Source organism: Leptolyngbya sp. Heron Island J, assembly GCF_000482245.1.
Classification (GTDB): Bacteria; Cyanobacteriota; Cyanobacteriia; order Phormidesmidales; family Phormidesmidaceae; genus Leptothoe.
In genome coordinates this window covers 1-12,761 of sequence record NZ_AWNH01000015.1, presented here as the reverse complement: position 1 = coordinate 12,761, position 12,761 = coordinate 1, and the positions used below count along the sequence as shown (strand labels likewise).

Genomic DNA, 12,761 nt, shown 5'->3' with positions numbered 1-12,761 from the left:
GAAGGCTAATCCATAGTGCGGGTGTATCCCGGTTCTAAATAGAGTTTGTAGGCTAACCGTCATAAACCATCGCCACAACTGGATGTGACAGTCGCCACATGCTAGGCGCTCTCTAGGAAGGCACTAAATCTTTGGTCTGTTCAGTATCGGGTTGTTGAGTGCTCAAGTCGTCCAGTAGGGCCACCAGTTCTCGCTCAAAGACAACTTGAGCCCGGTTAGTACGACCGCCAACATAAAGCTGCTTGCCATCTTGTAAAGCCCATACCTGGGAATGGGAAACGTAGCTCATGATCACACCCAGCATCAGCAATCCAAACCCCAGATAGACAATGGGTACGCCTGGGTCTGCTTTGATTTGTAGTCCAGTGCTACCAATAATTTCAGCTACGGATAGTGTTACCCCGTTGACATCTACCGACATCCCTTCGCGTACGGTAGAAACCAGTTCGCCCTGTTCGCTGTAGACCAGCAACGTGCCCTGTAGGTCTTGGGCAATTAGTGAGACACCACTGCTCATATCTGGCTTGGTGGGGACCCAAGTGCCCCAGAGTTTGCCACCGTCTTCAGTCTCAAGCGGTGCCATAGGTAATTGTAAAATCGGGCTGTTGTTAACTTTGACCCGTACCCCAGCAATGGACCAATCGGCCTGGTACATGGTGACGTTGCGGTAGCGCAGGGGCTCATTGACCCAGACAGTTTTACGCTTAACCTCGTCGCCCTGGTCGTTCAAAACTGATAGGTCTGAGTAAAACTGGTCTACTCGTCCTTCAGGGCTGTAGTCGATCCAAAATCGGTTGACTTTCACCGACCAGTCTCTGGGAATTTGAGGGTCTGCCCAAGGACCGGCGTCAAAGATATTCTGAACTGTAAAGGTGTTGCCACTGGGTACCATCTCCTGGGCAAAGAACCCGGTCATGGCCCCATACATCGCCCCTAGCAAAATGATCAGCATGCTGGCATGAACCACAATGGGGCCGATACGACCGGCCAGACCCTTATGGGCATAGAGCATGGTGCCGTCTTTGTGGAAGGTTTTGTAGCGTTTTGCTTCCAACAGCTCAGTAAGCTGGGTAAGATCACCCTGGCTTAGTTCTGTGCTGAGGGCCATTTTTTCAAACTGGCGGGGTTTGCTGTAAAAGTTCCAGGTGCGTGAAAACCAGCGTAGGGCTGTGATTTGTCGGGTGAATGTGCAGGCAGTAAGGCTGCTACCAAACAGAATTAGCAGTGAGAGGTACCACCAGGTGCGATATACGTGATCTAAGCCTGCTGTGAGTAATACTTTCCAGCTAAGAAATCCAAATAGGGCTGGGTCTTCTGGATAGTTCTCTTGATAAAAGGTCAAGCTCTGCCCTTGCTCAATGACAGTGCCTAGAATGCTGAATACTGCAATGACCAGCAGCAAAACGATGGCAAGACGCAGGTCAGCAAGTAGGGGAATCAGTTCTTTTTTGAAGTAGCGTTTGAGGGCAGCAGGCATAGGAAAAATCTGTAATGGTCAACGGATGGGTAGTGTCCACCTTACGCAACCGGCATAAACCGTGATAGTAGCGAAAAGACGCCAAAGCCGATTAACAAAACGCCACTAGTTGGGGTAATCCAACCCGACCATTGGCGAATAGCCAGAATTTTTTTGATTGAAGCTGTAAAAATACCGGCAATCACTAGGGGAGCAACATAGCCGATAGTATAGGCCAGCAGTAGAGAGCTACCAAGAATTGGATCGCCTTTTTGGCCTACCCAGGCAAGCAGAGTGGCTAGGACGGGAGTGCTGCAGGGGGAGGCTACTAAGCCGAAGGTCAGACCTAATAAATAGGACTTTAGCGATCGCGGCATCTTGTTTTCCATAAACCCCATGCCGGTGTAGGAGGGGAGTGGCGGTAAAGGGAGGGCTTCAAGCAGATTGAGCCCCATGATGATTGCGATCGCGCTCACCACAATCGGTAAACCCACACCCACCTGACCATAGACCCAACCCAAACTACTGGCCACAATACCTAGACCGGCCAGGGTAGTCGCCAGCCCAAGTGCAAACCAACTCGATTGCCCGACAGCCTGCCAACGAGTTTCCAGTTCATAACTCCCCATGTAACCGACTGTAATCGGCAGCATAGAAAGCATACAGGGGGTCAGACTAGTCAGTAAGCCGGCTGCAGCAATCACCAAGATACTGACCAATGAAAGATGATCAAGCTGAGCACCAACCCACTGATTGGCTAACTGGCTCAGGTTATAAAGACTAAGCTGAAGCGTTTCCCACATAAAAAATCGGCTAAGCAAACCCATAAAGCCCATTGAACTCATGTCAAAAGGCCCTAGCTCTCTAATTGTAGTTGTATCGAAACATTAAAGACTTTGTATTCGTTTCCGCTTGCGGCTTGGTTTACGACTCAGCTTTGGTTCCAGTGTAACTTCAGGCCGAATACCAGTACGCGTATGACGGCGCACCCTCTTCTTTTGGGCGGGGGTGTGTTCAGCAGCAGTAGCCTCTTGTTGTGGTTGCTCATGACGACGACGACGGCTACCCGGTCGATGCCGTCGGGGCCGCATAGGTTGCTCAGTCATTGCCACAATATCTGCCTCATGCGCTTCACGGGCAACACGAATTAACAAGCCAGCAATGATCAAACTCGACATCATTGAGCTACCGCCATAACTCATCATTGGAAACGGTAGTCCAGTGGTGGGTAAAGATCCTGTTGCCACCCCAATATTAATCAGCGACTGTCCCACCAATAGCACCATGCAACCAATGGCAATGAGACGATTAACCGAAGACTTAGCCTTCAACGCGACCAGTAGTGCCACGGTACTAAAAACTGCTAGAAACAGCAGCAACATGACTGCTCCAACAAATCCAAATTCTTCAGCGTAAACCGAAAAAATAAAATCAGTGTACTGAATCGGCAAATACCCCAACTTTTGTTGACCCATACCAAAGCCAGTACCCCATAAGCCACCCGAGCCAATAGCATACAGACTCTGCACCAGCTGGTAGCCGTTATCGCTGGCCTGAGCCCAGGGATCAAGAAACGAAATAATCCGTTCACGTTGGTAAGCCTTAATGCTAATACTCATGACGGCAGCTAGTGCTCCAGCCCCAGCTGTTATGAATAAATGTTTGTAAGGCCGTCCCGAAGCCCAAGCAATCAGCCAAAGCGTAAACCCACAGACCGCAGTTGTACTTAAATTCGGTTGGATTAGAATCGCAATTAAACAAATGGCAAATACCCCAAGCCATAGCCAACGGGTACTAACGCGAAACCGATGCCATTGGCCAAACAATCTGGCACTTTGCAGAATCAAAAAAGGCTTAAGCAGCTCGGAGGGCTGGATCAAGAAAGGCCCTAATGGTAGCCAGCGGGTGGCCCCATTGACAGTGACCCCCATACTAGGAATATGGGTTGCGATGATGAGCCCCAAACACACAAACAGGCCTAATCCAGAGAACTGCATAATCAGCCGCAGCGGATGACGTGTAATCCACCGAGACATCAGCAAACCCACAAAAATCCATAAAATCTGAACTTTGAAATAACGAGCACCATCACCGACTTCTGCATCAGCCACTGGAAAGGAGGCTGAAAACAAAACCACTAAGCCAATAGTTAACCAAAGCATTGTTAACCATCGCAGCAGTCTAGCTTCCAGTGCCCAATCTTGCACCGAAAAAAAATTAATGACACCTGCAAAGCGATTCAAATTCAATGGACGATCTGGATGTAAGGGTGCTTAAGAGATAAATAAAACCACTGGAGCTTGTCAAGGGGCAATTACCGATAAGCTCGGTGGTTCATGTTGGATCATCCACAGATTAGACAGTTCTGGCAAAAATCTGGCCCACCATCGCAGAGGAATCTAGCCTACACATTATTGTTCAGGATTCATCCGTTGCCCGTAAATCTGCTCGCATCAGCAAAGAAAATTTTCGTCGTCGCTGATGCGAGCAGATGCAACCGATCTAGCAGCAATGCCATTTACCTGCAGCTTGTAGATGAAATCATCCCAAGGAGCAGCAACGCCAAATTTCCTTATGCAAAGGTCGTATTGTAATGATTGAATTCCAGGGTGTAACTAGTATTACTACTCAACTCATTGCTGTTACCTGCCGCCAGGGAACTGGCCACAAGAATATCATCACTAAAAGGGTGCATGTCATCCGACATGCACCCTTTACGCACCATTGCTATCTATGTAAGAGAGTAACGAGGCCTAGTTGGCAATAGTTGGAGCTTTGGTGGTGGGTATTGTGCCAATTGGCAATGGTGGGGTGCTATCAGCAATGGCAAATAGCTCTGTCCGCAACTCTTCACTGATCTGTATGGTCTTGGCATCGTAGACCTGGGTGAGGAGCTTGGGATAAAGACCAAACCCAACGATGGGCACCAGCAAGCATGCGACGATAAATACCTCACGGGGTTCCGCATCAATTAATGCTTGATGTTCAATTAGGTCTTTATTCTCGGGGCCAAAGAAAATTTCCCGCAGCATGGAAAGCAGGTAGATAGGTGTCAAAATAACACCCACAGCCATCAGCAGAATCATGACCAGCTTAAAATTAAAGCTGTAAGCATCGCTGTTGGCAAAGCCGACAAACACCATGAGCTCGGCGACAAATCCACTCATGCCGGGAAGGGCTAGAGATGCCATGGAGCAGGCGGTAAACATCGCGAAGATTTTTGGCATCTTAGTACCAACACCGCCCATTTCTGGCAAAACCAGAGTGTGGGTGCGATCATAAGTGGCTCCTACCAGGAAGAACAGGCTAGCTCCAATTAGTCCGTGGGATACCATCTGCAAAACTGCACCACTCATGCCCAGGTTGGTAAACGATGCAATACCGATAATCACAAATCCCATGTGGGAGATGGATGAGTAGGCAATCTTTCGTTTGAGGTTGCGTTGGGCAAAGGAGGTCAACGCAGCGTAAATAATGTTGATTACTCCGAAGAGAATCAACCCTGGTGCCACAATTGCATGGGCATCGGGCAGCATCTCTACATTCATGCGGATCAGAGCATAGCCACCCATCTTGAGCAGGATGCCTGCCAGCAGCATGTGTACCGGGGCTGTGGCTTCACCATGGGCATCGGGTAGCCAAGTGTGTAGTGGAAAGATCGGTAGTTTGACCGCATAGGCCACTAAAAATGCTGTATATAGCCAGAGCTGCAGACGTACAGGAAATTCCTTAGCCATCAGGGCCTGCATATCGAAGGTGACTGTGTCACCGTAGAAGGCCATAGCCAGGGCCGCCACTAGGATAAACAGTGAGCCGCCCGCTGTGTAAAGAATAAACTTAGTCGCTGCATAAAGACGTCGCTTACCCCCCCAGATTGACAGCAGCAGATATACCGGGATCAGCTCCAGTTCCCATACTAGGAAGAAGAGCAGCATGTCCTGCACGGCAAAGACTGCAATTTGAGCCCCGTACATTGACAGCAGTAGAAAATAGAAAAGTTTAGGTTTGAGGGTAACCGGCCAGGCTGCCAGAGTGGCTAGTGTGGTGATAAAGCCAGTTAACAAAACTAGCGGCATTGATAGACCATCCACACCCACGGACCACTTGAGGTCGAGAGCAGGTACCCAGCTATAGCTTTCTACTAGCTGCATCCCAGAGCTACTGGGATCATAGACAGTGACAAAAGCGGTGACAATCAGGGCAAAATCAATCAGTCCGACAATCAGGGAATACCACCGCACCGTTTTGCCATCCTTGTCGGGAATGATGGGGAGGATCAATGCGGCCACAATGGGCAGCAAAATGATGGTGGTTAACCAAGGAAATGTTGCAAAGTCCATAGACATAAGGCCAGTTTTTATAGCATTGACCACACCGCTCAGAGTATTCTCGAACCCTTTACAAGTGCTCCCTTCACAAGTGCTATGGAGCAACGATGACGATGTGGCTTTACGGGGTCGGCTGTCGCATGGTGCTGCTAAAAGCAGCAACCATCAGGCCTCAATTAACCACTGTATGAATAAAAATATTGATCCCCTGTTATCTGCTGGATTTCTTAAAGGTGTGTAATGGGAACGTTACAAGTGATTAATAAAAGTGAGCAATTTTTAGACTGATAAATTGGCATCAGCCCTTGAATTCGCTGATACCTGGCGGCTGCGGTTAGATGCTGAGCTGCTAGCCTGAGCTAAGCAGGCTTTTGGGCGATGACCACGCGATGCCTGGATGTGTTGGTAGCTTGGCTGGGTTGAGAAAACCCTCTCTCCATGAGAGCCTGATGTAGATCTAAGGCAAAGTATTGATCGAGATAGGGTTCAGTGCTTTTGAGTAACGTCAGCACATAGGCGGGCAGTTTTTTGTAGACCTCTGACTGAGGATTCATTTCCATGATGGTGAAGTGACCGCCGGGACGCAGGATGCGGTAGGCTTCGCGGATGATCTCCAGGGCTGCTGAGGTGGGTAGTTCGTGGAATAGTAAGGACGCCGACACTAAATCCACTGAGCTATCAGCAAGACCCGTATTTTCTGCGGCGGCGTGTAGCCATTGGGGGCTATTGGTGAGCTGTGTACTGTCTAACGCTACGTTGGTTTGGTAGTTGGCCACTGTTAGAAAATAATCTGACAGTTCTACGCCGATAATTTTGGCCTTGGGATAGGCCTGCTGCAGGGCATGGGTGCTGAGGCCGGTGCTGCAGCCTAAATCCACGATGGTTTCAGGGGTTTGGGGTAACTGCTCTAGTAAAACATCTAGATAGCTTTGCCGCAGACGGATATCGCCACGGGCATCGCCTTCGGGCCATAGTCGGGCATGGACGGCTTTCGCGGCGACGGTGGCTTCTAGCGCGGGTTCCCAGCCGAGATTGCCTTCTTCGTAGGCGTGGAAACTGGTGAGGTAATAGTTGGGATAGGTGAGGGCGCGATCGCAAATTTCCGCTCTTTCCTGTTCCCAAATCGGATTAAACGCCGCATCGCCATCCCGAGCCCTAAGCTGAGCTACCTCATCAAGCCAATACACCCCAATGGATTCCGCCCGTTTAATCATCATGTTCCTGGCCCGGTCCTTAGCAAAGTTGGCCAGCGGCTTAATCGCCAGAGCTCCATTAATCAGGCGAGTAATCGAACGAGAAGCAATAGCATTCATTTAGATAACGACGCAGACAACAACGGATCGAAGGATGGGCACGCGTACCACTTTAAGTATCCCAAAGCATGGCAGCGCAATCGTTGAGAAAACGTTAACCTAGATAGCCAAAATCACCCCAAACTCACCACAAATCTTCTATGTCCGTCGCTGCCTATTTCAACGCCGATGAAAACGGCCATAAGTCTTTTGAGCTGCCTGGTGCGTCGCCCCATTACAATCCTGATCGCCCTGGCCAAGTTGAGCACATTGCTCTGGATCTAGACTTTGATATTCCTAAAAAAAGCTATCGGGGTACCTGTACGATTCGTCTCAATCCAGTGCGCAACGGTGTAGACAGTTTGACCCTGGATGCTGTCAGTCTGTCCATTGATGCCATCACCATTGGCAATGAACAACAGAGCTTTGACTACGACGGTGAACAGCTTCATATTCACCTCAGCAAGCCCACCCTGGCAGGTCAGCCCATTACCCTGGCCATTGCCTACGCTGTTAAAGAACCCCAGCGCGGTATCTACTTTATTGCCCCAGACGAACACTATCCCGATAAGCCTTATCAGGTCTGGACCCAGGGTGAAGATGAAGACTCTCGCTTCTGGTTCCCTTGCTTTGACTATCCAGGCCAGCTAGCCACGTCTGAAGTGCGGGTGCGAGTACCGAAAAAGTATTTTGCCCTATCCAATGGCGAACTAGTCTCCACTGAAGAAGACGGCAAGGCCAAAATCTATCACTGGCAGCTGGATAAGGTTCACCCTAGCTATCTGATGACCCTGGCCATTGGTGAATATGACAGTATTGAAAACGAGTGGCGGGGACGTCCTGTACGCTACTACGTGGCCAAAGGCCGTAAGGACCAAATCGAGCTGACCATGGGCAAAACGCCCCAGATGATGGAGCGATTTAGCCAGGTATTTGGCTACGACTATCCTTTCTCCAACTATGATCAGGCCTGCCCTGCCGACTTCATCTTTGGCGGCATGGAGAATACGACTACCACATTACTCACCGATCGCTGTCTGCTAGATCAACGGGCCGCTATCGATAACCTGCGTTCTGAAACCCTGGTGGCCCATGAGCTGGCTCACCAGTGGTTTGGCGACCTGATTGTAATTAACCACTGGTCCCATGCCTGGGTCAAAGAAGGCATGGCCACCTATTCAGAAGTGCTGTGGCTAGAAGCAGCCTACGGTCGTGACGAGGCTATGTACTATCACCTCAACCACGCCCGTGCCTATCTTGCGGAAGATGCTAGCCGCTATCGTCGTCCGCTAGTGACCCACATTTATCGTGAGCCCATCGAGCTGTACGACCGCCACATTTACGAAAAAGGCTCCTGTGTTTATCACATGATCCGTCAGGCCCTGGGGGATCAGCTGTTTACCAAGACGTTAAAAACTCTTTTAACTGACAATGCCCACAGCACGGTAGAAACGGTCGATGTGTTGCGGGCTATCGACAAAGCCACTGGCAAGAATCTGCGCTATCTGTTTGACCAGTATGTCTATCGCGGTGGGCATCCCGATTATGCTGTCAGCTATAGCTGGGATGGGGATAGCAATCTTGTTAAGTTAATGGTGACCCAGACCCAGGTGGCCGATGGCAAATCTCAGGTCCAAGAGGGTTTGTTTGACCTGCAGATTCCTATCGGATTTGGCTATGTGGAGAACGACACTGCCAATGTGCAAACCGTAACGGTGAGAATTCACGAGCGGCAGCAGGCGTTCTATTTCCCACTGCAGAAAAAGCCAGACTTTATGAGTTTTGACGTGGGTAACCACACGCTCAAAACTGTCAAACTGGAGTATCCGTTAAAAGAACTACAGGCCCAGCTCAAGTATGATCCGGAGCCAATCTCTCGTTTGTATGCGGCCAAAGCGATCGCAAAAAAAGGCACGCTGGAAGCGGTGGAAACTCTGAGCGCGGCTCTGATTAACGACTCTTTTTGGGCTGTGCGAGCAGAAGTGGCAGAAGCGTTAGCTACGATTCAGTTAGATCAAGCGGTTGAGGGGCTGCTAAAAGGCTTAAACGACAAACATCCCAAGGTACGACGAGCGGTTGTTAATGCCCTGGCCGGGGTGAAAACAGCTGCCAGCTACAAGGCTCTAAAATCTGTTGTTGAAAACGGTGATGAGAGTTACTACGTTGAAGGGGCGGCTGTTAATGCCCTGGGTAAAGTAGGCTCTAGCACTTTAGACAATGGCAAAAGCAAAGAGAAAAAGACTCTGAAGCTATTAAAAATGGTGTTGGAGGAGCGGGCAGGCTGGAATGAAGTGGTGCGCTCTGGCGCGATCGCAGGTCTAAGCGTATTCAAATCCTCAGAAGCCGCCTTAGATTTGTTGCTACCCTATACCGAGATTGGCGTACCTCAGGCGCTGCGGCTCAATGCCATTCGCTCATTAGGGAAGATTGCGGCAGGTCAGAGTAAAGTGGGGTGCGATCGCATCCTGGATCGCCTGGAGGCCATCGCCCGTGAAGAATTCTTCCTCACCCAGGTAGCTGTCGTTATGGCCCTGGGGCAAATGGAAGTCTCCGGTGCCGTGCGAGTCCTCCAAGGATTGGCCGAACAAAGTCCAGATGGACGCGTCAAACGCCGTGCCGAAGAAGCCATGGGCAAGGTGCGCAAAGCAATTGGCGCAGATAAAGCCGTCGATGAGCTCCGCAAAGATCTCGATGAACTCAAGCAGTTAAACCGGGATCTAAAGAGTCGGTTAGAAACCTTGGAAGCCAAGGCCAAAGCAGAGAAAAAGGCCAAGGAGAAATAAACACCTGTAGGGGCTGCCCTTGTGGCTGCCCCTACGGCGTACAGACTATTCCTACCAACCCATGGCCGCTAACTGGGATGTCTGATCAAATGCCTCAACCGCTGCGGTATCTTCCAAAGGCGTTCCTGCGATCGCTTTGCCATCCACCACCCGAGTTTCAGCACAAAACGACGCCGTATTAAACCCACCAAAGCGTTTCACAATGCTGCTCCGCATGCGTAGATCCGGTGTCACAAACCAAAACCGCTCTACCGAACTCATGGTGTCATACTCAGTTTCCAGCACCAGACCGTCTTCATCATCCATTTCATAACGGCCAACTACTGGCACAATTTCCGCATAGCCCCGCTCCCGCAGCAGCCGACCCTTGCGAGGATTATCCTCATCAGGAACCAGCGCAAAAATAGTTGTCCCTTCATGGTTGCCCTCGCCATCACGGTCCCAGGCCATTTCACCATTCCAGGCCACATAGGCACCACCGACAGCCAGCGCCGGTTCAATTTCGTGGAGTTCGCAAATGGCAATAATTTTTTCGTTATCTTTGTCGAGGGCTTCGACCGTAATATTAGAGCCGCCTAATTCTGCACGGCGGAACGGTAAATGATGAGTGGTGCGTTGCGATTGCCATTGCCCAGCACTGTGCTGGAAGAATTCCATTACATCCATAAGGAAGGCGTTATGAGGGTTTGGTATTTTTCCTTTATGATAAACCGCTGGTGAAATGTAAACTACGGCTCACGGCGAATTTGATCGCCGTTTAGGTTAGTCCGGTAAACGTAGGTTTGATTAGTATCAGTATCGACTGCTTCGACTTGCCAGCCTTCGGTAAGAGCGGCCAGACACAGCTCAGCAGGCCCCCCCAGGCCCAGGCAGCCATCGGACCAGGTTTGGCGACTATAGCTCTGGATCGTAATTTGGTCGACGGAGATGCCAAGGTGATTAGCGAGGTTGGTGCGGACCTGGGTTTGGATATTCTCGGATAGCTCGGTTTGGGAATTATCAGCCACAGGTATGGTAGGCATGGGTTTGGTCTCTGCCTGGAGCGCTTCCCAGCCCTGGGTAACAGTTTGGAGTTGGGGAGGCACATCGCTAAAGATAAAGTCGGCAAAAGCTACCTGGCTGGCTCCATTTGTGAGGGTAACAATCCCGTAGTCTGCTGCATCTACTTTAGGTAAATAGAGCAGGCCATTAAAGCTATTAAAGTTGTTTTCTGTGAGCTGATTGTAGAAGCCATCAAGCTGTTGCGGACTGATGTTAGCCGTGTTTCTGTTGTGAATCTGTTGGTCAGGGCTATGGCTATAGACCAGCAGTTCACCATCGTTGTTTAAGCGAGAAACCGTGGTTAAGCCGATAATGCCTCCCATCACGTTGCTATAAAAAGTGGTTTCGCTGCCCAGTTCTTCAAACTCAGCGTCGTTAATAAATGTGGGTACAGCAGTGTTGGTGCTAGCGATATCATTAAGCCGAATCGTGTTGCCAAGATTGTCGGTGTGATAAATCCAATAATGGTCACCGTCGGTAACAATAGCTTGCCAGCCGTAAATTCCAATAGCGCTACAGATATCGGCTGTGGTGGGTAGACCATAGCAGCTGTCCCATAGTTTGGGCTGAGCTTCAACAATGGATAGGTCTTCGCCAAATCCTGCGGCTTCAGCAGTTTGTAAAAGTCGGGTTTGGAGAGAAGAGGGCAGATTGTTGTCCAGGGTGGAGCGGCGGATTTGGTTGCCGCTGAGGTCAGTGTGGTAGAAGAAAGATTGGCCTTGATAGATGGCTTCTATCTGCCAGCCTTCGGTCGGGGTGGCCAGGCATGATTCGGCTGGGCCACCTAGCCCTAAGCAGCTATCGGACCAGGTTTCGCGGCTGTAGCGATCAATGCTGATGTCTTCAATGGTGATGTTATTTTTGAAGACAAAGCTGAGGATTTGGGCGAGGTCGGTGTGTACTTGCTGGCTGACGATATCGGGTAAACGCTCTGTTTCGGTAATTGTGGTTTCGGGAGAGCTGATGGTGCCAGCATTGGGCTGAGCAACGGTGCGATGGAGGGGGCTGCTGAGGAGCAGGGTGGTGAGGACCAGAGTAGGTAGGTGACGCATGGGGAATACCTGAGGAGCTTATGGGCCTACTCTAGCTTCGGTAATTAGAAGAATGGGGAGACGTTACAGATTTTGAGACGAAGTTAGTAATGCCCTGTATACACAGCTTCATAGCCGACCTTTCGCTTTAGCAGACAGTCTTCGATTAGCGCTAGATTTTGAATCTGGCGCGAGCTGATGCTTCACTAACGAAATATTGTGGGAGGCAACTATGAGTCAATTTCAGTTATTTGATGCGGTCAAACTTAGGGAAAGTCTTGTCTTGGAAGATGGCAATACTGCGCCTGTGGGTACGGCTGGGGCGATTGTCGAGGTGTTTAATAATGGTGAAGCCTACATGGTAGAGCTGTTTGGCCGTTGGGTGACGGCTGAACCGGGTGGTGATTTTGTAGATAGCTCGGCTGATGAACCAGAGGCCTTTATGGAGACTATTGGTGTAGAAACAGTTAGTCCTGAGCAGATTCATTTGGTAACGCCTGCTCGTGAGACGGTAGGGGTGAGGGCTGAGTTGTTGGCGTTGATGGAAGAATTATCTGAAGAGAAACTTGAAGCGGTACTTCATTTTGCTGAGTTTTTGAAGTACAAGGGGACTCAGGCGGCCAAGGCATCTTAAACAGTCAGATTAGGAATAAGGATTTTATAGTATCCACATTTGCACAGGTAGGATAGCCTAAAAAATAGGTAGTTTCAGAGAACCAATGCTTGTGTCCTATTCTGCTGAAATCGAAGTCCAGATGCAGCGTTATTACCAGTCACTGTCAGAAAAAGATCGTCGTCGCTATGCGGGCATTGAAGCAGTCAAATTAGGT

Annotated in this window: 9 protein-coding genes; 2 read left to right on the top strand and 7 right to left on the bottom strand. The window is 49.9% G+C overall.

Translation table 11 applies throughout. The annotated features are described in order from the left end of the window. Positions 1-112 precede the first annotated feature (112 nt). From N836_RS44725 to N836_RS44705, 5 genes are all read right to left on the bottom strand, one after another. Positions 113-1,477 carry a cytochrome c biogenesis protein gene (locus tag N836_RS44725; protein ID WP_023071138.1) on the bottom strand — a complete coding sequence of 455 codons (1,365 nt, stop codon included), beginning with the start codon at positions 1,475-1,477 and terminating at the stop codon, positions 113-115. 41 nt (positions 1,478-1,518) lie between these two features. Then, complete coding sequence (locus N836_RS44720; protein ID WP_031291761.1) at positions 1,519-2,259, bottom strand: cytochrome c biogenesis protein CcdA; 741 nt, start codon at positions 2,257-2,259, stop codon at positions 1,519-1,521. Between the two features lie 84 nt (positions 2,260-2,343). Continuing rightward, positions 2,344-3,705 (bottom strand): FtsW/RodA/SpoVE family cell cycle protein, encoded by a 1,362-nt coding sequence (locus N836_RS44715; RefSeq protein WP_031291759.1) that lies wholly within the window; start codon positions 3,703-3,705, stop codon positions 2,344-2,346. A 504-nt stretch (positions 3,706-4,209) separates the two neighbouring features. Further along, positions 4,210-5,796, bottom strand: coding sequence for an NAD(P)H-quinone oxidoreductase subunit 4 (locus N836_RS44710; RefSeq protein WP_023071134.1), 1,587 nt, complete (start codon positions 5,794-5,796; stop codon positions 4,210-4,212). Between the two features lie 347 nt (positions 5,797-6,143). Further along, on the bottom strand, positions 6,144-7,097 hold the full coding sequence (locus N836_RS44705) for a class I SAM-dependent methyltransferase (RefSeq protein WP_023071132.1): 954 nt from the start codon (positions 7,095-7,097) through the stop codon (positions 6,144-6,146). 140 nt (positions 7,098-7,237) lie between these two features. Between N836_RS44705 and N836_RS44700 the strand changes: the two genes are divergently transcribed. Further along, a complete protein-coding gene (locus N836_RS44700; RefSeq protein ID WP_023071131.1) occupies positions 7,238-9,859 on the top strand; it encodes a M1 family metallopeptidase in 2,622 nt (873 codons plus the stop codon). A 51-nt stretch (positions 9,860-9,910) separates the two neighbouring features. Here the strand turns inward: N836_RS44700 and N836_RS44695 are convergent, their stop codons facing one another. After that, positions 9,911-10,516 (bottom strand): phycobiliprotein lyase, encoded by a 606-nt coding sequence (locus tag N836_RS44695; protein ID WP_327058683.1) that lies wholly within the window; start codon positions 10,514-10,516, stop codon positions 9,911-9,913. Positions 10,517-10,587: 71 nt separating this feature from the next. Continuing rightward, entirely contained in the window at positions 10,588-11,952 is a 1,365-nt protein-coding gene (locus N836_RS44690) for a hypothetical protein (protein WP_023071129.1), read from the bottom strand. 211 nt (positions 11,953-12,163) lie between these two features. On the opposite strand from N836_RS44690, the gene N836_RS44685 reads away from it, so the two are divergent. Further along, a complete protein-coding gene (locus N836_RS44685; RefSeq protein ID WP_023071128.1) occupies positions 12,164-12,565 on the top strand; it encodes a hypothetical protein in 402 nt (133 codons plus the stop codon). Positions 12,566-12,761 lie beyond the last annotated feature (196 nt).